The sequence below is a fragment of the Pedobacter sp. AC212 genome (assembly GCF_979258625.1).
The window spans coordinates 2,521,173-2,543,084 of sequence record NZ_OZ409870.1 but is presented as its reverse complement, the minus strand read 5'-3'; the positions used below and the strand labels follow the sequence as shown (position 1 = coordinate 2,543,084).

The following is a 21,912-nucleotide window of genomic DNA, read 5'->3' as shown; positions in this document are numbered from 1 at the left end:
CAAAAAGCTAACTAAATTGCGAATACCTTATTTAACAAAGTTTTGATAAAGGCTATTGATGGCATCGCGACTAAAATCAGGAAAACCATCTGTGTAGGTAGGATTTATCCCATTGGTAATAATAACGAAACCAAATTTTTCTCTTGGATTGAAAAACATCGTACTATAAAGCCCGTAAGCCGATCCGGTATGACCCTTTAACTTAACATTTGGAATAAAATTATCGGCACTTCTAATTGCTAATCCGTAACCTTCATCAGCCGTAATAGCAGTTTGCATTAATTTGGAATGCTTTTTTGAAATAAGCCTTACTCCATTTGATTGACCATAATTCATATGCATCATCATGTATTTTGCCAAATCTGTTGCCGATATTTTCATTCCTCCTGTTGGAGAAAATATGGGTGTAGAATAGCCCATAACGTAATTTTGAATTTCAGTTCTGCGTGGTGCATACGCTGCTGTTGCGTTGGCAAATTCGCTCGTCTTCGAGTTGTATTCGTAAAGCTTAACAAATCGGGTGCTATCTAATGAATCTACACAGTAACCACCATAAAGCCCCAAGGGCTTTAAAACATGATTTTTAACGTAATTATCGAATCGCTCACCAGATTTCTTCTCTATAATCGCTCCGATGATATTGAAATTTAAATTACAGTAATCGAACTTACTTCCTGGAGCATAATCATTGTAACACTTGGCCCAATTTGGATTTTTGTCCGGATTAATCAAATCGAGGTTTAAGTATCCCTGAGAATCATTCAAACTCGAAGTGTGCGAAAGTGCCATTTTCAAGGTTATTTTTTGATCTGGATATTTCGGGTTTCTGATCTTAAACCCTACTAAATCTCCAAAATCGTCATCTAGCGACAGTCTACCCGCCTCTACCAATTGCATAATGGACGTTGCCGAAAAGGATTTTGAAATAGAAGCAATACGAAAAATATCGCGATCGGTCAGCTCCGTTTTTTTATCTAAATCTTTTAGTCCAAAAGAGTGTGTATAAATTATTTTCCCGTTTTTTACTACCGCCACTGAAGCACCTACCGCATTAAACTTTTGCATTACAGCCCTAAAATCTGCTTCTGCTTTTTCATTTTGAGCATAAATAGTCGTGCTGATCAATAAAAACACGAACATCATCTTTAAAAAAATCTTAATCATAAGTTGGAAATTATAATAGCGTAGAAATATTTATTTAGCGTCGTTTACCTCCAGCCAATGACCATCTGGATCTTTGAAATAAATCTGTTTTACTCCATCAAGCCTTAAGTTGATGGCGCCAACTTTACCCGCCCAATCTTCAAATGGAATCTTTTTATTATTCAAAGCGGCAATAAATTCATCGATTGATGAAACGCTGAAACACAAATGATCATTTCTATCAAAGATTTGATTGGCCTTTTGACCTTCAATTAAATGAAGTGCACCAGCATTTCCCAGTGAGAACCAAGTATGCTTGCCATCTTTAAATGGTTCAGGAATTACTTTTAGACTAAAAACAGTTTGATAGAAGCTTGTTGATTTCGTTAAATCGTTCACGTAAACAGCGATGTGATTAATTACAGCTGGTTTCTGAGCCATGGTTTTTGATACAATAATTGCTAAAAATAAGAATGTGATTGAAGCTATTCTTTTCATACCTAAAGATCAAAATATTAGTTTAACAAGTGCAAAGATTTAACTTTTTATTGTGCAACAATATCATTGAAAGACTTGCCGGATGCTGTTTCTAATTTAACATCCTTTCCCAATTCACTGTATTTAGCGATAAATGCTGTTTTACTAATCAGCTGTAAATAATTATAATCGATAGAGATTTGATGGCGCTTTCTTAATCGGTATAAAAAATGGCCACCAAAATCGATGAAAATTGGACACGAAGCATTTAGCCATGCTTTGTGCGCATTGCGCCAACTAAAAGAATAAAAATCAGCTGAGACTGGGATTGATTTTAATTCCTTATGGTAAAAATTAAGCACTTCCGGTTGAGGATTCTTAGCTAAAGCATCGATTTTACGGATGACCGATAAGTGCTCAGAAGCACAAAATTCAAATGGATCTAATAATGGGCTGAGCGGATTTGGAATGGATTTTAAGATTTTGAAACCTTTAAACTTCAAACCATTTACCACCCAGATTAACTTGGGATAAAACCGTTCTCTTGATTGAAGCTCTTCGGTGGTTATAGGCGAATTTTGAAGTTCGATGGTTAGACCCGATGCCGTATGGATATCTGCCCGATGAAATTCGTTCAAAGACTCGTCATAAAAGCTTACTTCACGAAATTCGGGTGCAAAAACTTCTTTCCATTGGCGATGCCATAAAGTTTCGCTTTCCCACCAGGAATCGCAATGGCTAAGAAAAACATGTGCCCAATGATGGATTTTTATGGAACCACATTTTGCAATTACTTTTTGCCCACAACCTAAACAAACGGCACTTTTGCCTTTTAAAGCTTCAACCCGATTTCCGTTTAACAACGCAAACTGCATGATTGACGTTACTATTCGTTGCCTTTAAAAATATTCATTACGGCAGTTTTCCATTGAATGTATCCTAAATCGCCACAAACTTTTGCTACAAATCCTTCCACTTCATCTGGTACATCATTTACTATGCGCCAACGGATTTTATATTTTGGGTTATAGCTAATATAAACGACCACATCATCAGTACGTTGTCCCACAGATTGTAAAGCCTGCAAATGAATATCTCTTAAGTCATCGGCTGCGTTTTTCAATCGCTCATTCATGATTTTCCCTAAAGAAAGATCTGGTTTAAAATCTGTTTCTAATATTGCTAAAACTGTAACAGTCATATCACTCCTCTTCGTTTGAAAGCCTTATAAACAGCTTTCTTCCTTAATTGTTTAATGAATCGCCAGCAGCGAATTAAACAAATTTATACTAAAATAATTAGCAAACAAAAATATAAACAGTTATTTTTAACGCTTAAACATCAATCAATTTAAACCAATTGATTTACAGAAGAATAAAAATTAATAAGGGAAGAAAATTTAAGCAGACAAAAGAGATTAACTTTTAAATTGATCTCCTTGGAGGTCAGGCTAATCATCATATTGGTTTAAATTGTATTTGAAATCATGAAAATAGCAAGCCATGATTAAACTACAAATGTGAATAAATCGGCTTGAAATCAGGCAAAGCATTAGTGACATTCTGTGCATCTTTGCATAAATATTTTGATAAATTAAGAAGGATCCCTGCATAAGATGAACGAAACTGATACTAATCAATCTACTCCCGATAACCAACTTATTCTCGATTTTATAAAGTTCACAAATCAACCTATTTTTTTAACTGGAAAGGCAGGAACCGGAAAAACTACGCTGCTAAAAAAAATTAAAGAAACTACACAGAAAAATTTCGCTGTAGTAGCGCCAACTGCTGTTGCCGCAATAAATGCAGGTGGAGTTACCATCCATTCGTTCTTTCAAATGCCATTTGGACCAATTATTTCTGTGGCTAACGACCAGCAATTTAAAGAAGTAAAATACAATGAAGAAAAGATAAAGCTCTTGAAATGCCTGGAACTTTTAGTTATTGATGAGATTAGTATGGTTCGGGCAGACATGCTCGATTTTATTGATCAATCTTTAAAAAAAGTAAAAGGTTCTAACATGCCATTTGGCGGTGTACAAGTTTTAATGATTGGTGATTTATATCAACTATCGCCGATTGCACATGATGCATGGCATATTTTGAAAGAATATTACCTAAGTCCTTACTTTTTTGATAGCCATATTCTTAAATCAATTTCATTAACCACCTTTGAGTTAAAAAAAGTTTATCGTCAATCCGATCCGTTATTCATTGATATTTTGAATAGAATTAGAGAGAATGATTTAACGCCAGCACTTTTAGATAAACTCAATTCACATTACGATCCAAGTTTAGAAGATAATTGGAAAGATGAGTACATCACCTTAACCACACACAATAATTTAGTTACCCAAATTAACAAAGATTGTCTTGAGAAATTAGATGGTGAGCTTCACACCTTTAGTGCAAAAATAACAGGCGATTTCCCTAAAGATGCTTATCCTGTTGATGAACTACTGCAGCTTAAAGTAGGTGCCCAGGTGATGTTTATCAAAAACGATTCGTCGGGTAAAAAGCAGTATTACAATGGGAAGGCGGCAAAAGTTGTGTCTATCTCCAATGATACGATTAAAGTGCAATTCTTAGATGATTCGGCTCATTTTGAAGCGGAGCGAGAGGAATGGAAGAATTTGAAATACAACCTGGATCAGGAAGAAAATAAAATTGAAGAAGTAAATACGGGCTCATTTTCTCAATATCCATTTAAACTGGCCTGGGCAATTACCATTCATAAAAGCCAGGGCTTAACGTTCGAAAAGGCAATTGTTGACATTAGCGCATCATTTACCCATGGACAGGCTTATGTGGCGTTAAGCAGGTGCAAAAGTTTGGCTGGCCTAATTTTGAAAACCCCGGTGAAGATGGAAAATATTATTACCGATAAAAGAATTATCGGTTTTACATCAAAGGCGGTGACCCAGGTACCAACTGATCAAAATTTAGCGCTCTATGTTAAAAAATACACCTGGGATTTGATTGAAGACTTGTTCGACTTCAGTTCTTTAAGCGAAAGCTGGGCCAAGATAAAAGATGTTAGTTTTAATGCTTTCGATGAGAATGCGGCCTTTAAAAATATGTTAAATAATACTTCCGACGTTTTGGATGCTCAACTGATTAGAGTGGGCACAAAATTTAGAAGTCAGGAAGTTGCCAAAATTTCTAAGGAAACCGATGTTGCTGACGAGAAACTATTTCTAGATCGATTAAGTAAAGCTTCAACCTATTTTACACCAAAGATAAATCAGGTAATTGCAGAGATATCCAAGTTTACATCTCTAAAATTTTTGGCTGATGAAAAGTCGGAAAGAACGGTGATTACGCTGATATCAATTTTAAATACCTTAAATGTGAAACTGGCCTTATTTGGTTTCCCGTGGGCAAAATTTTCGATTGCAGATTACACCAAAACTTTTTTAGACGCCAGTAATAAATACGAGATTACTCCCAGGAAAACATTTGTAGCTAAAATTGATATTCCTAAAGAAATCACCAATCAAAAACTTTATCAGCGCTTACTTGATTGGCGCAGTGATTTGAGTAGGAAAAGAAACGTTCCTGAACACACTATCCTTTCTGATGTTGCTTTGGTGAACATTGCATCGAAACCACCGAAAACTACCGATCAACTCGCAGCCATTAGAGGTGTAGGAATTGGTAACGCCGTTGATTTGGGAGGAGAGATTATGAAGATTGTGAACAGCTTTATGGGCGCCAGCACATTATTTTAACCTTTGTAATTACTTGAAAAACAGAAAATAGCAAACGGTTAACGCAATTCCGATAAACATAAAACCAACACGGGCAAGCCATTTGTTTAAGATACTTTGGCCTTGTTGGGTGATATTTTTTTCGAGGTTTTTGAGCAAAATTTCTTGCTTTTCTACCTTTTCTTTAAGGTCTAAATTTTCAGTTTTAAGATCGAAAATGCTTTTTCCGGTATCTTCTTCTAATTTGTTTAAAGCGTAGCGCCGTTTAAAACCACCCTCACTAATAAACATATCTACACCTGCTTGTTTACCCACCATTGCAGGTAATGGAACGCCATCTACCTGTCCCACTAAAATAACGAGATTCATTTGAACTAAGACATCCAGATAATCAGAAGCCAGCGTACCATTTCCTCTAAATATTTTAAGTACCCTATCGGATTTGATGTAAACTTCCTCCTCAAATTCGTTAAGGATATTGTCCAAAAGCTCACATTTAGCTGGAGTTAAACTTATGGAGAGATTTTTCATTTAGGTGAACGTGAATTATTCGGCAAGAAAGCAAAAAATAATTTAAACAGAAAGTTTTATTGCAAAATAAGCCAGAATAGCACATTTGGAGCGGGAAAAATGATATTCCTCCATGTTGTTATCATCTTTCATCAAAACTTATGCTAAAAAATCAATGTTGTTTATATAAAAATCATACTATGAAAAATCCAGATCAAGAACCAATTAAAGACGATGAAATTCCAAACATAGCGCAATTTCAAGTCGATCGCTCAAACGGCAATGCGGCAGAAGGCCATGCCCCAGAGGAAGAAAATGATGATGAAAGTTACACCGAAGATGAGATTCCTTTTGCTGATGGAGAAGGAACTCAGCTTGATGAAGTTATCGATGAGCAAGAAGGAGATGAGGCGTTAGCAGATGATGAGCTAGAGGATGACGAATTACAAGATGACGAACTAGAAGGTGACGAACTAGAAGATGACGAACTAGAAGATGACGAGTTAGAAGATGATGATGAACCAAGTCAGATTTAATTAAATTGAAGCTGTCTCAAAATCAATTTGATAAATGAAAAGACAAAAAAAATCTTGAATATCGCCGTTCCCAGGCATCAAGATTTCTCAAAATAGTAATCTTGGAAAATATTAAATTCGCAATTTTGAGATGGCTTCTACAACATCTATTTAAGCGTTTAGTTTAATTATCAAACGATTACAACTAATTAATCTTCTCAATAAGCCCAAAATATTTATTTTTTGAAAAATCAATTGTTATTTTCAAAAATAAATGCAACTTTGTGGCGTAAATGATTAACAGAAAATTGAAGAGAAGAATTGATTTAGTGAAAGCAGTGAGCGCACTGCTCATCTTTACTTTCTCTTTTATTTCTGTAATTCAAATCATCCACAACCACAACACTGACGATGTTGAGCAGGTGGGTAATCAAAAAGGTAATATTTCTTTTACCGAAAAATGTTCGGTGTGCGATTATTTGGCACATAAACATGGGAAAGAGATTTTGTTGCCTCTACCCTTTTCTATTTCATACCCTTTACCAAAAGCAAATCTGCTTAATACAGGCACATTTTTAGCCAACTACAAATTTACACTTCAAGGCTTTACCAATAAAGGTCCGCCTATTTCTGCCTAGAATGCCGTAATCGGCATTTCCAATCTCCAATATTTTCTCAATTTTTTAAACATGATTAGTATGCCAATGCTTTGCATATGCTAATCCTTTAACTATTGGCTTAGGCCATCTGCAATGCGTAAATTTTTAATTTTAATATTTTCCTTTTTTGGAACTGTGCAGGTGTATGCGCAACAATTTCAACTCAGTGGAACCGTTTCTTACGAGCTAAAACCGATCTCCAACGCTACGGTCCAGCTAGTTCAGTCGCCAATTTCAACCCGTACAGATGATCGGGGTAACTTCACATTTCCAGCTTTGGAAAAAGGAATTTATCAACTGATCGTTAGTGCAGTAGGCTTTTCCAAAACAATAATCACAATAGAAGGAAGCGATCAGGCTGTTATCAAAAATGTGGTTCTTCAAAAAGAAGTTAAGCAGTTAGCTGACGTCACCATAAAAGATAAACATGTAGAAAATCGCCGTAAAGCGGAATCGTTGAATATAGAAATTGTTAACCAGGATTTTATCCAACGAAATTTGGGCGGAAGCCTGATGAAAAGCCTGGAGCGCTTGCCAGGAATTAAGACCATCGGCATTGGCTCAGGACAATCGAAACCGTTAATTAGAGGCTTGGGCTTTAATAGAGTGGTTGTTGTTGAGAAGGGTGTTAAACATGAAGGGCAGCAATGGGGAGCCGATCATGGTTTGGAAATTGATCAATTTGCCACTGGAGAAATTGAATTAATTAAAGGTTCTGCCTCATTTATTTACGGGTCTGATGCCATTGGAGGCGTAATTGACATTTTACCCGTTGCCATTCCGGCGCCAAATAGTCTTGGGGGTTCGGTAGATTTAATTGGAAAAAGTAACAACAATCTATACGGAACATCAACAAATTTTTATGGCAGAAACAAAAAATGGTTTTTCGACTCGCGATTTACTTACCAAAATTACGCCGATTACCGGGTACCTGCAACCAAGGTTTATGTGTATGATTACGAAGTAAATTTAAATAACAATCGCTTAAGAAATACCGCAGGAAAAGAAACTGGAATTCATTTCAACACTGGTTTTGTTGGTGATGAGTTTAGATCGATATTTTATCTAAGTAATACCTACACCAAAAGTGGTTTTTTTGCCAATGCTCACGGACTAGAGCCGAGACGTGTTGATGAGCAGCTCCACGATAATTCAGATCGGGATATTTTACATCCGTATCAATCGGTTAACCATTTTAAAATCATTAACAGATCTAGCTTTCAATTAGAAAACCACAACATTGAAGCTGAATTAGGTTATCAAAAAAACTTTAGGCAAGAATTTAGTCAATACGTCAATCATGGCTTTATGCCCCCTATTTATCCTTCATCGCTATTGATTCAAAGCGATTTAGAAAGGGAGTTCGATAAATCAGTTTACTCGGCAAATCTAAAAGATAGAGTCAAAATTGATGCTCACGAATTAACCGTTGGAATAAATGCAGAATGGCAGCGTAACAACATCAACGGATGGAGCTTTCTGGTTCCGGCATTTAACCAAAGTACAATTGGCGCTTTTGCGTACGATAAGTTCAAAATCAGCGAAAATTTATTGCTACATGGTGCGATAAGGTACGATAGAGCACAAATTAACATGTTTGAATACAAGGACTGGTTTCCATCGCAAGTTAATAGAAACGGCAATTTCGAACAGCAAAATCTGCAACGGGCTGCCAATTTGAATCGAACTTTCAACAGCTTGGTATGGTCTGCTGGATTAAATTACAATCTATCGAATTTCAGTTTAAAGGCTAATATTGGCAAAAGTTTCAGGATGCCAATTGCAAAAGAACTTGGTGCAAATGGCGTAAACTATCATTACTTCAGCTACGAAAAAGGGAACCCAAATCTTTCCGCTGAAAAATCATATCAAGTAGATCTAACCCTGGGCTGGAGTGATGCAAAATGGTCGGTTCAACTTAGTCCCTTTTACAATTATTTCCCAAACTATATTTACCTGAATCCGACTTCCGGCCATGATTATTCATATGGTGCAGGTAACCAAATATTCGAGTATGAAGAGAGTCGGGTACAGCGCTTTGGTGGAGAGATTCAATTGGAATATGAGATTTTCAAAAATCTAAGCACTCATTTTTTAGGAGAAATATTGCAGGCGAAGCAATTATCTGGAGATAAAAAGGGATTTACGCTGCCATTTTCTCCACCAGCTTCTGCCTTGTTTAACCTCACCTATTCTCCTAAACTTAATACCAAGTTGAGCAATACCTATTTCTCGGTGGACTACCGCATTACCAGTAAACAGGAAAATATTGTTCCTCCAGAGAAAAAAACACCTGGCTACCAACTGGTGAATATCCAGATTGGAACTAAAATATCACTTTTCGAAAATCCAATTCAAGTCAGTATTCAGGCACAGAATTTATTCGACACAAAATATCTCAATCATACCAGTTTTTATCGCCTTATCGAGCTTCCTGAAGCAGGACGAAACCTCATTCTCTCGGTAAAAATCCCCTTTTCAAAATAAAATAATCAGTTATAACCCTTAAAAACACCCATTATGAACAAATTTAGAAAGCCCTTTTTAGGACTGTTGATGATTGCAGCAACTTTTACAGCCTGTAAAAAAGAAGAAGTAATTCCAGATGCGCCTTCTATCACAAACTTAGAAATTGGCACCAATAACAACAAAACCGCTTACCCAGGAACGGACATCCACCTAGAGGCCGATCTTTTTTCGGCTAGCAATTTAGCCGGCGTTCAGTTAACCATCAAGCCCAAATCTGGCTCGGGCTGGAACTTTAGTCAAAACTATACCGACGGTTTTGTCAATATCAAAAATGCAAGTTTCCATAAACACATTGATGTACCAACTACGGCTGCTTTGGGTAGCTACCTGGTAACCATTACCGTCACCGACGTATTAGGTAAATCGACAGTAGTTGTGAGTGATTTGGAAATTAAATACGACCCAACACTGCCCAATGCGACAGGTTTTGAAGTGGGCTTAAATACTGCTGGCAATGATTTGCATGTAGAAGCATCAGTTTCTGCCATTAATAAAATTGCCAAAATTGAAGTAGAAGTACATGGATCGGCCTGGGAAGAGGACTTTTGGTTCACCGATGTTTCGATGGTTGGTTTAACCAACTACAATTTCCATAAACATCTTGATGTTACCGCAGCACCAAAAGGCCATTACCACGTACACCTTAAGATCGTCGATCAGCTGGGGAAAGAAAATGAACTTGAAGAACATTTTGATAAATAAAACCTAATGAAAAATAAATTTAATCCAAAAAGAACGGGCTATCTAATTTTAGGCTTCGCAATGGTGTTTCTGCTGAGCAATTGCAAAAAAGAAACCGAAGAAATTGATACCAGCTATCCCGAAATTGTTGCGAGTGCAAGCGCTTTTCCACAACAGTGTAGCATTATTAAACGTGGCGAATCTTTCATTTTTAAGGCTCAGGTAAGTGATAACGTAGCACTTGGATCCATGAGCATTGATATCCACCACAACTTCGACCATCATTCTCACAGTACTGAGGTAAACAGCTGCAATATGGAAGCGACTAAAACTCCAGTAAAACCGTATCTACTCATCAGAGAAATCAATATTCCGGCAGGGCAAAAAAATTATGAAGCCACAGCAACCATCAATGTCCCGGCAGATATAGATCCAGGTGATTACCATTTTTTGATCAGAATCACCGATAAAGCCGGATGGCAAACGATCAAAGGAATCAGCATAAAAATTAATTAATCAATTAAAATCAAACCCAATGTTATCCAAAAACAATTTTAAGAAAGCAGCCCTGTTTGTTGCCGTTGCTGCAGCATTTACCGCTTGTAAAAAAGACAATCAACAACCTGAAGAGGAACCAACAAACGTTGCAAAGGAGTTTAAATATGTACGTTTGTTAACCTCAGATGAAACTTCGAACAAGTTGACTTTAATTGACCCATTTTCGGCAGCTGTTTCATCTTTCGATGCCAAATATCCACTGGCAAATCTTTATGCTACTTCTTCTGGTAGGTATGCAGCAGTGCTTTATGGTACGCAAAATTTAGCAGAGGTTTTTGACAGCGGTCTGTCATCACATGTAGATCATATTGATGTATTGCACAATCCAAAATGGGCCAGTATTATTGCAAATGGCATAAAGCCAACCCACTTTAAATCGAAAGCCGATGAAAGTTTAATTTTTAATGATGGCGATGGAACTTTGAGCCGGGCTATGGAAAGTGATTTTAATACTACAGGAGCAAGATTTTCCACTGTGAATGCCGGCTTATTACCTCATCATGGTGCAATGGCACAATTTACAAACGGAACCTATGCGGTCACTTCTACAACAACAGCTGGAGCATCACCCAACAGGGTTTTAATCATTGATAAAAGCGGCAAAACCGTATTTGCTTCAACCTTAGCCATTGGGGCGATCCATGGTAACGCAACTGATGGCACTCATGCTGTTTTCGGTGGTTTTACCAATGCCGCTGCAACTGCAGGTGGCGTTTTGGTGGTGAAATCTAACGGCGAGCAAAGATTGATTCCAAACCCCGATGGGTTTGGCGCATTTAGGTTGGGCAGCATTTATTATGCAGAATCTGCGAAGAAATTTATTGGTTACGTGGCTACCAAAGGGGCTTATTTAATTGATTTGGCTGGGGATAAGATCACCCCTATTTACAACGGTGCTGATGCATTTCAATGCAAAGTTGATTATGCCGGAAAAAATTTGTTAGTGTTAACTTTGGATGGAAAACTTCGTGTTTATGATTTAGCGACTGGAGCTTTGAAAAAAGAAGGTGCTGTAATTTCAGCAACCTCAAGCACTGACACCTATAAGCCAGTTTTAGAAGCGACGGCAAAATTCGCCTACATCGCTTTACCAGGATCTGGTGAAGTGCATCAGATTGACCTCGACACTTTCACCGTTTCCACAAAATACAAAGTATCTTCAAAACCAGTTCGATTAACGATTTTCGGTTTTGAAAGTAACGCTTCGCATTAATTTTACAGGAGGTAGCTAATTTCATCGCTACCTCCTTATTTTTATTTCATCATCGCATTCAACTGAGCTAAATGTGCTTTAAGTTTCGGTAAATATTTAAGGGCATATTTTTTCACATCTTTATCCGATGATTTAGACCCTGCCTCGAAAAGTGCAACCACATTTTGATGATCCTTCAAGCTAGCTGCAAGATAAGCGTTGTCAAAATTTTCGCCTTTCAATTGGTTAAGTTTAGTGATTGATTGTTGCATATCAGCATCACTAAGCATCGCAAAGCCTTCAACCATAACACCTTTTGGCTGACCCGTATTCCCTGCTTCACCTTGATTTTGATTTCGCGAGGTATCCAACAAATTTGTAGGAGACGAATCCACTCTGCCATCGGGCCTTTGTCCTTCCGGCAATTTACTCGTTGGTAAACTTATGTTTTTTGTTTTTGCCAGGCTTAAAAGCTCCTGGTTTGCTTTAGTATGCAAGTCGAGAACGCTTGTTGAAAAACTCCTAATTTTTTGATCTTTAGAAATTTCAGCGGCTAAGCCGCTCATCTGTAAACTTTTTATTCCATACCGCATTGCTTGAGCCATGAAAACTTCAGGCGGAAGAACATTTTGTTTTCGTTCGTGACTGATCACATTTACTGAAGGCGTAATACGTTCTGATGCATTAGTGCTTACTGCAATTGATAAGCCGATAACGCATGCAAAGCTTGATTTAAGATTTCTCATAATTTTAATAGCTGATGTAGTTAATCAACTTAAAAAAACGTAAAAAAGTTTGCGAAAAATTCGATTTGAAATAGACGGTGAATAAAAGAAGTTAATAACTTAGGCAATGTGAAGAAATAACTTAAACATCTGAAAATGAAAGACGTTAAGCATATATTACTCAACATAAAGCTTATGAAAAAGTGCATATTTGTAGTAGAAGATAATCCCAATATCAGAGAGATTATCGAGTTCTTGCTCACGGAGGAATTGTATGAAGTAAAAGCTTGGAGCAATACCAGCGATTTTGGAAACAAATGCGGCTAAATATTCCAGACATGGTGATTTTGGATATCATGTTGCCTGATGGAAATGGCATTGAGATTTGTACACAATTGAAAGCTAATGTCAAAACCCATCACATTCCGGTGATGATGATGTCGGCAAATAATCACTTAAACGCGGTAAAAGCGAAATGTACGGCAGAAGATTTTATTAACAAACCATTCGACTTGAATGATTTTGCAGGTCGTGTAGAACGTTATTTACCGAATTAGTTTATCGAAAAAGCGATGAGCCACAATGCTTACAAAAAAGCGCATCCGAATCGTGACCTTCCAGGCTGCAACTTGGGCAAGATTCAGGCATTTCCTTTTTAGATTTTGCAGCAACAGCAATATCATGGGTAATAATTCCTGTAGGTACAGCGATAATGGCGTAACCAATAAGCATAACCACTGAGGCAACAAATTTTCCCATCGGGGTAATTGGAGAAATATCGCCGTAGCCTACCGTGGTTATCGTTACTATTGCCCAATAAATACTTTCTGGAATATTCGAAAAACCATTTTCCCGCTGCTCTACCAGATACATGATCGAACCTAAAATTACGGTGATCGTTAATACGGTAAGCAGGAAGATGCTAATTTTTCTAAAACTGTTTTTCAGCGCCTGCGTAAGGAAATTAATTTCGCTTAGAAATTCTCCGAGTTTAAAAATCCTAAAAACCCTTAATAATCTTAATGCTCTGAAGGCCAAAAGCGATTGTGCACCAATGAAAAATATACTTAAATAAGAGGGCAATAATGAGATAAGATCTATAAGCCCCAGTAAACTAAATACATACCTCACTGGCTTTTTAATGCTGATCAACCTCAAGATGTATTCTATGGTAAATAGGCCGGTAAACACCCACTCCACATGATAAAATAAGTTACCATATTTGTTGTGGATGCTAACAATACTATCAAGCATTACTACTATGATACTGGTAAATATGGCAATGAGTAAACCCACATCAAAAGCTTTGCCTGCAGGCGTATTTGATTCGTAGATCACCTCGTGCAAACGGAAACGCCAATGCTTAGATGTTGTTGGTTTCATGCAGTAAAAATAATCATTTGGTCTAATAATAGAGACATTTGCCGAGATAGCAATTAAGCGAAGCAAGTTATCGGATCAGGCTCTGGAGCGGAAAAAAATCTGTTTGTAAATTGCTTACTAAACATTAATCGTTGTAAATCTGTTAACCTGAGTATGAAGAAACTTCTACTCTTTTTCAATTTCATCTTCGTATTTCTTAATGCATCGGCACAATATAGCGACAGTACGAATTACCATCTTGTGCTTTCCTCTACAGGCTCAATTAACAGAACAGACGATCAGCGTGCTTATTTATTAAACAATGGTTTAAACTTTGGAATGAAGAAGGAAACCTTCGTTTTAAACTCTAACACCAGTTGGCTTTATGGAAAACAAAACAACAACTTAAGCAATAATGATTTCTCGAGTACGCTTAACTTCAACCTATTTAAAGGACCAGAACATTTTTATTATTGGGGTTTGATCAATTACAACACCAGCTATTCGTTAAAGCTAAAAAATCAATTACTTGCCGGCGGTGGCATTGCCTACAGTTTTCTTGATGAACCGAATTCCTACATCAATTTGAGTAACGGCATTCTATTCGATCAAAGTAGTTTAGTGGTTGGCGAGCGTTATAATACCTTACGTAATTCGCTCCGGTTACAATTCCATTTCGCAATTAAAGAAATTATAACCCTAGATGGAAGCCATTTTTTACAAAATTCTTTTTCAAGAGGTGGCGACTATATTATCAGATCATCTACAACAATAGGCTTAAAGCTAAGAAAGTGGATTAGCCTCACTACTATGCTGAACTACAATAGATTGAATATCACAGAAAGAGAAAATTTAAATTTCACCTACGGTTTAAGTTTAGACAAATATTTTTGACCTCAAATCAACTGACCCATCTCATTTATTAGGAAAAGCAAAATTTAATTGAATGATAGAAGATGTTGAAAGTTTTTACCCGATTTAAATAATTGATAAACAGATGAAAAGCTCGTGATTTTATCTTTATCGAAATTTGGATACTTCAATTTCACATTCAAATTATAATTTTGTGTTATGGCAAACACGAACGTTAGAAAATCTATACAAAGTAAAATAGAATCTTTAGGCAAAGAAATCGAAAGCCTTCAACAAGAGTTAGCGAAATGGGAAAAGATAGCTGCTGATTACGAAACAAATTCGGAAAGTATTGATCTCATCCTTTCTATACAAATACCAGAAAAAAACGAGACAAAAGCAAAAAAGATTAGACTTTAGATAGGCGTTTCATTATTCCAATTCGATACTCTTAAAACTTAATCTGGAGGCTATACATTCTTAACTGTCTTTTTTAAAAAAAAGACAAAACCTTTGGAATAACGGCGCTGTTTTACAAGTAGTTAAAACAAAAATTATTCCTATGAAAAAGTTAATGATTGTAATGCTACTTGCTAGTTTTAGCTTGGGCACTATTGCGCAAACCCGGCCAGATACCGTTAAAAAGAAAACTGAATGGCCTAAAAAGAAACCAGATAAAAAAGATCCCTCAAAGAGAGATACCATGAAAAGGGATACAATGAAAAGAGATACAACAAGGAAATTACCACCGAGGTAAATAAACTGAAAGCCCAGATGATTTGTCTGGGCTTTTTTTTATAATATCGTTCCGAAAATCAATAAATTTCTGAAACATATTTTCCAATCAGAACAATAACAAGTTCTGAATGTTAACTTTATCATAAAAACCAATTTGAAAAATTATGAGTTTAACATTAGAAGTAGTAGAAAAAATATCAGCCGCCGCTAAAGCAAAGGCAACTGAAATTGGTGTTCCCATGAACATCGCTGTTGTAGATGAAGGTGCAAACTTAAAAGCATTTCATAGAATGGATAATGCTTGGCTTGGATCTATTGATATTTCCATAAAAAAAGCAAAAACGTCAAGATTTTTCGACATGGATTCTGGCGAAATCGGCAAGTTATCACAGCCTGGCCAACCACTTTACAATATCGAACACTCAAACGGAGGATTAATTAGCTTTCCAGGTGGAGTAGTTTTGAAAGATGAATCAGGTAAGGTAATTGGCGCCATCGGTGTTTCTGGAGGAAGCGTTGAGCAAGACCATGAAGTAGCAAGTGCAGGAGCTGCAGCTCTTAAATTTTAAAATCCCATAAATGTTAGATGCGCTCATGCATCTAACATTTTTTCATCCAATACATCTTAAAAATCCCAAAATCAATTCTTCCCTAACTGCTGTAATCTATTGCTACGTATTACTATGATCTTAAACATCGACTGGAAAAATTTCTTCATTGGAGAAGAAAACTGGGAGTTTATGTTAGAAATAGCACTCCGAACTTTTATTATGTATTTTATAATTTTAGTTGGGTTAAGGCTTTTAGGAAAACGTGGTGTAAGGCAGCTTTCTGTTTTTGAACTAGTGGTCATTATTAGTTTGGGTTCTGCTGCCGGAGACCCGATGTTTTATAAAGAAGTTGGGCTTTTAATACCTGTAATTATCTTTTTTATTATTGTTGGCGCTTATCGGCTTACAACATTTTTAACTGCAAAAAGCGAAAAACTAGATGATCTGATAGAAGGCAAACCTGTTTATCTAATCAAAAACGGACAGTTCAATATTGAAGAGTTTAAGAAAGAAACACTTGCACAAGATGAGTTTTTCTCAGAACTAAGGCAGCAAAGTATTTCTCATTTAGGGCAAATAGATACTGCAATCCTTGAAACATCTGGTACACTGAGCGTATTCTTTTACACAGATGATCAAGTAAAACCTGGCTTGCCCATCTTACCAGAGTTATTTGCTAAAAAAACCAAAATACTTCAACCAAATACCAACTATGCCTGTACATTTTGTGGACATGTAACAACAGTGAATGAAGAGTCAACCTTTCTTTGCCCAAATTGTAAACATGAGGAATGGGCAATTGCGCTTCATAATTGCAGGATTAAATAACAGCAAGTTTATTCAAATATACTGGCGAACAATTTGTTTGAATAAAGCTTCGCTTGATGATCGTAAATATGAGAAGTACTCATAATTTCATTCACTCCGAATTTGGAAACAAATGCGGCTAAGTTTAATTTAATGGTCTCTTTACTGCCAATAAAAGAATAATATAACATTTGCTCAACAGCTTCTTTTTCCAGCTGATCCCAATGGGCATTGATATTTTCTACAGGTGGCTTAAGTCGCTCTCTCCTACCAGTTATCACACCTAAAAACATTTTTTTAACCGAACTCGATAAGAATTCAGCCTGCTCATCTGTATCGGCCGCAACCACATTAACGCAAGCGATAACATAAGGTTCGGCAAGAAAAACAGAAGGTTTAAAATTATTTTTATAAATAGCTACTGCTTGTTCAAATAATGCTGGTGCAAAATGACTGGCAAAAGCGTACGGTAATCCTTTCTCTGCTGCTAATCTTGCACTATCGGTACTAGAGCCTAATACCCAAATTGGAATATCGAGTCCTTCGCCTGGAATGGCACGAACTTTTGAATGAAGATTATCGGCAGAGAACAGTTGCTGTAATCGCTCAATATCTTTTGGAAAGTTATGTGCAGCATGCATATTTTCTCCTCTAATCGCCATTGCAGTAATTTGATCCGTTCCTGGCGCTCTGCCTAAACCTAAATCTATTCGATTTGGATAAAGTGAAGCCAGCGTTCCAAATTGCTCTGCTACAATTAATGAAGAATGATTCGGCAACATAATCCCGCCCGAACCTACACGAATAGTTTTGGTACCTCCGGCAATAAAACCTATCAATACCGCTGTTGCCGAACTTGCTACGCCTGCCATATTGTGGTGTTCGGCAAACCAATAACGGGTATAGCCAAGAGCTTCTGATTGTTGGGCAATTTCTAAACTTGTTTTAAACGTATCGGCTGCAGTATAACCATCTAATACGGTTGCTAAATCGAGAACGGAATAAGGAATATGTTTTAATGAAGTGATATTCATGTGCGCTTTTTGTAATTAAAGCACAAAAATATCTTTAAAAAACATGGCTTGCATCTTCTCAATTGTTATTTGACCTTCAATATACAAATGCGTCATTTTACAGAAGAAGTAGGTAAGTAATATACACTGACGGCAACAAATTGTGTATTTTTTCATCAGTTTTTGTAGTGTGCTACAGTCACCATGAAAGTTATCATCTTGTATATCAAATCCTTTACAATAACTGATTTTCCAGTATTTATCCAATTAAAAGTACTCGTAATGGAACTAGTGGTAGTGTAATGCAAATAAGCTATTATTAATAAAAATGCATTTAGCGAAATCATCATGAGTAGTTATACGCGAATAAATAACAGTTAATGTTAGCGGTATGAAGTTTGTCCGTTGATAGACAATCACCTTAAAACATTATCCCATGAATAAAACAGAATTTAGCAGCATTGTTAATAGCAATGCAAGCTCGCTCCGCTCTCATGCGTTACAATTTACCAAAGACCTGGACGACGCCAATGATCTTGTTCAAGATACATTGATGAAAGCTATCCGGTTTTTTCACAAATTTGAGGAAGGATCGAATTTAAAAGGCTGGCTCTTCGTAATCATGCGTAATACGTTTATCAATGATTATCGTAAAACTGCTAAGAAAAATGCATTGATTACCACGGAGGAAGAAATCACGTATGCAAATTTAAGTCATAGCGCAACCAGAAATGTGGCTGAGAACAAGTTTATGATGAACGACATTCAAGGTGCATTGGATAGATTGCCAAAAGCTTACCGCGATCCATTTGTGCGCTACTTCGAAGGTTACAAATACCATGAAATTGCAGAAGAATTGGGTTTACCCATTGGTACTGTAAAAACACATATCCATCAGGCCAGAATTGAATTAAAGAAAAACCTCAAGAATTATAAAACAGATGCCTACTACAGGCCATAATAAAAAACCCCGACTGAAAATCGGGGTTTTTTATTTAGGTTGATTTTTCATCTGCATCAGCATCAGAACCACTTTGATCCGTGCTAACATCTCCTGACTGGTTAAAATCACCGTTCTCATCATAAGCTTTATCAGCATCACTGCCATCCAACTCCTCATTAGGTATCACTCCTAATTTATCTTTTTTGTCTTCATCCTCTTCTTGATGATTCTTTTTTTGATTGTCCGTATTCATAAGCTTGATATTTCTTATTAAACAATCAATCTAATAGCTAAAAGTTTGAAGTTTTTGATTTTTATTAGCTGTAATCTTATCTTACTGCTCGTTTTAAAACATTATCGCAGAGCAACAAGCAGCTTAATCAGTGTTAATTATTTTTGTCTAACGGCAGTTCCTTTGCTTTCAATAAGAACTAGCATCAATGCTTCAGCTTTAGTTAACATAGGCGATACCAATCAATTTCTATTTTCGGCAGCCACCATTTTCAAATTCTCAAAACATTAAAATATTAATGGTGTTGATTTTTTAAAGGATTAACATGAGAGATACCCATTATATACTAGCGGCATTGTGTTTTACGGTTGTAGCAAGCTGTACAAGTTCAGAAAATAAATCCGACAGCGGTCAAAAACTAGCTTCTGATACTATAGTTGCCGATACCGGAATTAGCCAGATTAGCAAATCAATCACGTTAGACAGTACCGACACAAAGTTTTTAAAGAATGTTGCACTAAGTAATTTAACTACTATCGAATTCGCAAATAAGATGATTCAACTGGGAGCGAAACCTAATCTAATTTCATTGGCGAAAGAACTAGTTTCCGATCATAAAGCCTATCAGGTTTCATTGGAAAATTTAGCGAAGAAGAAAGGCTATCAATTGCCACAAACGCTTCCTCAAACGCCAATTCAAAATGTAAAAAAACTAGATACTTATGAAAAAGAAGATAGGAATGAATATTTTCTTCAGTCGGTTATTGAAGAATATCAAAAAACAATAGATCGTTTTGGACAGGCAACCACTTCCAAAGATGCAGATATAGCGGCGTTCGCAACACTTACTAAGCCTAAGTGGGAAGTTACATATGGACAAAGCAAGAAACTTGAGAAAGAGCTAAGAGCGCAGAAAACAGGGCAAGGAAATGACCCAAGGCAATAAAATACTCCTTAATGATTTTTAAAAATCATGCTCATTTCTGGAAAGCCTTTTTTCAAAGCAGGCTGAATAAAGGAGAAAATTATTGCCAATACAAATGCTGCTAAAATACAATAGAAACTAGCTTTGGAGCTAAATTCCATTTGATCAGGTCTTCTGCCTTGTTCCATGTTAAATCAAGAATAAATTATAGGGATAGTAGATCAAAGACAATTAAAACCAAAGAATGTTTTACAAACAGAAAAATATTCTAATATTATTTTAATACTAAGTTAATAATGATGACAAAACGCAATACACTCAAACCCTACAATCTCCTCATTGATGGCCTTAGTGCAATAGGCATGGGATTAGGAATTTATTTGCCGCGACCAACGATAGAAAAAAGAATAGCGAAAAGTGTAAATTTAGCTGATTCAAGCATTAATAAAACGCTATCACATTCGCCTGAGAGAGCATTTTCCAGTCCGCTAACTTTCGAGCTGGCTGGTTTAGGTGGAATAGCGGTTTATCGCTTCTACCAAGGCTTGAAAAAAAGCAAAAAAGCAAATATTGTGGAAGGATTCTTTTTAACCTCTATATTGGCGGCAGCCATAATTTATCAGGCTAGCTTGCCGAAAAATCGATCAGTAAAATAGACTAGATACTGAAGAAATATCATCAATTCGATTTCTCTATGATAGCAGAAATAGTTACTAAGTGATGCCCAGCTTAACTGAGCATCGCGATAGTGACAAAGAAATTTCGGGAGCATTGCAACTCCCGTTTTACTTAAACTATTCTTTTTAATGAAATATAAAATTAATTGATGGGATTCTCTATGCGTTTTCGATAGTGGAATACCAATTGATAGGATGAGATCGAAGACTCATTCCGTCGCGTTCTACGTGGTATAAAATGATTGGAATGGAAAAATCGATCATTCGTTCTACCTTCTTCGATAGTCGCCCCAAAAAGTCGATACTTGAGATGCCTTCTTTCAAGTGAACGTAAATCACTGTTGGTGTTTTAAACTCGAAACGATCAATCATTCCTGGCCATTCGTTCCTAATACGATTGAGGAAATTAGGAATTTTAATGTACTCTAAATTTCTTTCCATAATTAAGAATTTGATTGTCTTAAAATAGCAAATCTATCCCGCTTTACCTAGAAAACACTACATCTCCACAACTTTTTTACAAAGGCTTTTGCTCATTAGAACGCCATTAAAAACCTATTAAACGTAATTTTTAACGTATTTATTCGGGTTCGTTTGAACTGTGAATGGTTAACTTTATCGTTTTAACCAGTTAAGTTTATGCACAATCGAATTTTGGTATTGGATGATGACCCCTCTAATGGAGATGTGCTCTGCATGATTTTAGAACAAGAAGGTTACCAAACTAAGTGCATTTATTCAGCACTGAACGTTTTCGAAACCATAAATACTTTCAATCCTCATATTCTATTTTTAGATATTCATTTAGGTGCCGATGACGGGAGATTATTATGCAATAAAATTAAGGATCAGTTAGGCGCTAAAAAGTTACCCATCATATTAATTTCTGCAATGTCGCCCAATCAAATCGATACGATCCAATCTAAAGCAGATGGTATAATTTATAAGCCATTTGATATTGATGAAGTAATTGCTACAGCTAAAAAATTCACTCAAAACCAATAAACGTTTGATTTGATAGAGGGCTAACAGACTAACCCCTAAAAGTATTAGTACGCGATAATATACTCATTTTAAAAAAAGGCCAAATTTTCGCTCCAAAATTTGGCCA

General features: G+C 36.4%; 28 protein-coding genes. 18 read left to right on the top strand and 10 right to left on the bottom strand.

The window, feature by feature from the left end; all coding sequences use genetic code 11:
* Positions 1-27: 27 nt before the first annotated feature.
* Genes ACZZZC_RS11115 through ACZZZC_RS11100 form a run of 4 tightly spaced genes read right to left on the bottom strand, consistent with a single transcriptional unit; the run spans position 28 to position 2,821 of the window.
* Positions 28-1,164 carry a serine hydrolase domain-containing protein gene (locus ACZZZC_RS11115; protein WP_463486013.1) on the bottom strand — a complete coding sequence of 379 codons (1,137 nt, stop codon included), beginning with the start codon at positions 1,162-1,164 and terminating at the stop codon, positions 28-30.
* A gap of 30 nt (positions 1,165-1,194) precedes the next feature.
* Positions 1,195-1,641: a VOC family protein gene (locus tag ACZZZC_RS11110; protein ID WP_463487222.1), complete on the bottom strand. Its 447-nt coding sequence runs from the start codon at positions 1,639-1,641 to the stop codon at positions 1,195-1,197.
* Between the two features lie 47 nt (positions 1,642-1,688).
* Positions 1,689-2,495 carry a competence protein CoiA gene (locus ACZZZC_RS11105; protein ID WP_463486012.1) on the bottom strand — a complete coding sequence of 269 codons (807 nt, stop codon included), beginning with the start codon at positions 2,493-2,495 and terminating at the stop codon, positions 1,689-1,691.
* Positions 2,496-2,506: 11 nt separating this feature from the next.
* Complete coding sequence (locus tag ACZZZC_RS11100; RefSeq protein WP_265802069.1) at positions 2,507-2,821, bottom strand: hypothetical protein; 315 nt, start codon at positions 2,819-2,821, stop codon at positions 2,507-2,509.
* Positions 2,822-3,235: 414 nt separating this feature from the next.
* Here ACZZZC_RS11100 and ACZZZC_RS11095 point away from each other — a divergent pair, with 414 nt between their 5' ends.
* Positions 3,236-5,353, top strand: a complete 2,118-nt coding sequence (locus tag ACZZZC_RS11095) for an HRDC domain-containing protein (RefSeq protein ID WP_463486011.1) — start codon at positions 3,236-3,238, stop codon at positions 5,351-5,353.
* A 9-nt stretch (positions 5,354-5,362) separates the two neighbouring features.
* On the opposite strand, the gene ACZZZC_RS11090 is transcribed toward ACZZZC_RS11095, so the two are convergent.
* Complete coding sequence (locus ACZZZC_RS11090; RefSeq protein WP_463486010.1) at positions 5,363-5,863, bottom strand: hypothetical protein; 501 nt, start codon at positions 5,861-5,863, stop codon at positions 5,363-5,365.
* A gap of 179 nt (positions 5,864-6,042) precedes the next feature.
* Between ACZZZC_RS11090 and ACZZZC_RS11085 the strand changes: the two genes are divergently transcribed.
* The 6 genes from ACZZZC_RS11085 to ACZZZC_RS11060 all read left to right on the top strand — a co-directional run bounded on the left by ACZZZC_RS11085 (position 6,043) and on the right by ACZZZC_RS11060 (position 11,997).
* A complete protein-coding gene (locus ACZZZC_RS11085; protein WP_463486009.1) occupies positions 6,043-6,378 on the top strand; it encodes a hypothetical protein in 336 nt (111 codons plus the stop codon).
* 272 nt (positions 6,379-6,650) lie between these two features.
* A complete protein-coding gene (locus tag ACZZZC_RS11080; RefSeq protein ID WP_463486008.1) occupies positions 6,651-6,995 on the top strand; it encodes a hypothetical protein in 345 nt (114 codons plus the stop codon).
* A gap of 114 nt (positions 6,996-7,109) precedes the next feature.
* Positions 7,110-9,503 (top strand): TonB-dependent receptor, encoded by a 2,394-nt coding sequence (locus tag ACZZZC_RS11075; RefSeq protein ID WP_463486007.1) that lies wholly within the window; start codon positions 7,110-7,112, stop codon positions 9,501-9,503.
* Between the two features lie 33 nt (positions 9,504-9,536).
* Positions 9,537-10,247, top strand: coding sequence for a DUF4625 domain-containing protein (locus ACZZZC_RS11070; protein ID WP_463486006.1), 711 nt, complete (start codon positions 9,537-9,539; stop codon positions 10,245-10,247).
* 6 nt (positions 10,248-10,253) lie between these two features.
* Positions 10,254-10,742 carry a DUF4625 domain-containing protein gene (locus tag ACZZZC_RS11065; RefSeq protein ID WP_463486005.1) on the top strand — a complete coding sequence of 163 codons (489 nt, stop codon included), beginning with the start codon at positions 10,254-10,256 and terminating at the stop codon, positions 10,740-10,742.
* Positions 10,743-10,761: 19 nt separating this feature from the next.
* Positions 10,762-11,997, top strand: a complete 1,236-nt coding sequence (locus ACZZZC_RS11060; RefSeq protein ID WP_463486004.1) for a hypothetical protein — start codon at positions 10,762-10,764, stop codon at positions 11,995-11,997.
* A 41-nt stretch (positions 11,998-12,038) separates the two neighbouring features.
* Here the strand turns inward: ACZZZC_RS11060 and ACZZZC_RS11055 are convergent, their stop codons facing one another.
* Positions 12,039-12,722, bottom strand: a complete 684-nt coding sequence (locus ACZZZC_RS11055) for a DUF4142 domain-containing protein (RefSeq protein WP_463487221.1) — start codon at positions 12,720-12,722, stop codon at positions 12,039-12,041.
* A gap of 174 nt (positions 12,723-12,896) precedes the next feature.
* On the opposite strand from ACZZZC_RS11055, the gene ACZZZC_RS11050 reads away from it, so the two are divergent.
* Positions 12,897-13,028 (top strand): response regulator, encoded by a 132-nt coding sequence (locus tag ACZZZC_RS11050; protein WP_463487220.1) that lies wholly within the window; start codon positions 12,897-12,899, stop codon positions 13,026-13,028.
* Positions 13,019-13,258 carry a response regulator gene (locus tag ACZZZC_RS11045; protein ID WP_463487219.1) on the top strand — a complete coding sequence of 80 codons (240 nt, stop codon included), beginning with the start codon at positions 13,019-13,021 and terminating at the stop codon, positions 13,256-13,258. The genes ACZZZC_RS11050 and ACZZZC_RS11045 overlap by 10 nt, the downstream gene beginning before the upstream one ends.
* Position 13,259: 1 nt before the next feature.
* On the opposite strand, the gene ACZZZC_RS11040 is transcribed toward ACZZZC_RS11045, so the two are convergent.
* Positions 13,260-14,084, bottom strand: a complete 825-nt coding sequence (locus ACZZZC_RS11040) for an ion transporter (RefSeq protein ID WP_463487218.1) — start codon at positions 14,082-14,084, stop codon at positions 13,260-13,262.
* Between the two features lie 153 nt (positions 14,085-14,237).
* Here ACZZZC_RS11040 and ACZZZC_RS11035 point away from each other — a divergent pair, with 153 nt between their 5' ends.
* The 5 genes from ACZZZC_RS11035 (at position 14,238) to ACZZZC_RS11015 (ending at position 17,032) form a co-directional block, all read left to right on the top strand.
* Positions 14,238-14,957, top strand: coding sequence for a DUF481 domain-containing protein (locus tag ACZZZC_RS11035; RefSeq protein ID WP_463487217.1), 720 nt, complete (start codon positions 14,238-14,240; stop codon positions 14,955-14,957).
* Between the two features lie 177 nt (positions 14,958-15,134).
* Entirely contained in the window at positions 15,135-15,335 is a 201-nt protein-coding gene (locus ACZZZC_RS11030) for a hypothetical protein (RefSeq protein ID WP_265800528.1), read from the top strand.
* A 142-nt stretch (positions 15,336-15,477) separates the two neighbouring features.
* A complete protein-coding gene (locus ACZZZC_RS11025) occupies positions 15,478-15,672 on the top strand; it encodes a hypothetical protein (RefSeq protein ID WP_463487216.1) in 195 nt (64 codons plus the stop codon).
* Between the two features lie 145 nt (positions 15,673-15,817).
* A complete protein-coding gene (locus ACZZZC_RS11020; RefSeq protein WP_463487215.1) occupies positions 15,818-16,222 on the top strand; it encodes a GlcG/HbpS family heme-binding protein in 405 nt (134 codons plus the stop codon).
* A 171-nt stretch (positions 16,223-16,393) separates the two neighbouring features.
* Positions 16,394-17,032, top strand: a complete 639-nt coding sequence (locus tag ACZZZC_RS11015; protein ID WP_463487214.1) for a DUF421 domain-containing protein — start codon at positions 16,394-16,396, stop codon at positions 17,030-17,032.
* Between the two features lie 8 nt (positions 17,033-17,040).
* Here ACZZZC_RS11015 and ACZZZC_RS11010 read toward each other — a convergent pair whose 3' ends face one another.
* Positions 17,041-18,045 (bottom strand): LLM class flavin-dependent oxidoreductase, encoded by a 1,005-nt coding sequence (locus ACZZZC_RS11010; RefSeq protein ID WP_463487213.1) that lies wholly within the window; start codon positions 18,043-18,045, stop codon positions 17,041-17,043.
* A 415-nt stretch (positions 18,046-18,460) separates the two neighbouring features.
* On the opposite strand from ACZZZC_RS11010, the gene ACZZZC_RS11005 reads away from it, so the two are divergent.
* Complete coding sequence (locus ACZZZC_RS11005; protein WP_056850159.1) at positions 18,461-18,985, top strand: RNA polymerase sigma factor; 525 nt, start codon at positions 18,461-18,463, stop codon at positions 18,983-18,985.
* A gap of 34 nt (positions 18,986-19,019) precedes the next feature.
* Here the strand turns inward: ACZZZC_RS11005 and ACZZZC_RS11000 are convergent, their stop codons facing one another.
* Positions 19,020-19,220: a hypothetical protein gene (locus tag ACZZZC_RS11000; RefSeq protein WP_463487212.1), complete on the bottom strand. Its 201-nt coding sequence runs from the start codon at positions 19,218-19,220 to the stop codon at positions 19,020-19,022.
* A 304-nt stretch (positions 19,221-19,524) separates the two neighbouring features.
* On the opposite strand from ACZZZC_RS11000, the gene ACZZZC_RS10995 reads away from it, so the two are divergent.
* Positions 19,525-20,145 (top strand): DUF4142 domain-containing protein, encoded by a 621-nt coding sequence (locus tag ACZZZC_RS10995; RefSeq protein ID WP_463487211.1) that lies wholly within the window; start codon positions 19,525-19,527, stop codon positions 20,143-20,145.
* Positions 20,146-20,420: 275 nt separating this feature from the next.
* Entirely contained in the window at positions 20,421-20,780 is a 360-nt protein-coding gene (locus ACZZZC_RS10990; protein ID WP_463487210.1) for a hypothetical protein, read from the top strand.
* A 180-nt stretch (positions 20,781-20,960) separates the two neighbouring features.
* Here the strand turns inward: ACZZZC_RS10990 and ACZZZC_RS10985 are convergent, their stop codons facing one another.
* Positions 20,961-21,242, bottom strand: coding sequence for a hypothetical protein (locus ACZZZC_RS10985; RefSeq protein WP_463487209.1), 282 nt, complete (start codon positions 21,240-21,242; stop codon positions 20,961-20,963).
* Between the two features lie 198 nt (positions 21,243-21,440).
* Between ACZZZC_RS10985 and ACZZZC_RS10980 the strand changes: the two genes are divergently transcribed.
* A complete protein-coding gene (locus ACZZZC_RS10980; protein ID WP_463487208.1) occupies positions 21,441-21,806 on the top strand; it encodes a response regulator transcription factor in 366 nt (121 codons plus the stop codon).
* Positions 21,807-21,912 lie beyond the last annotated feature (106 nt).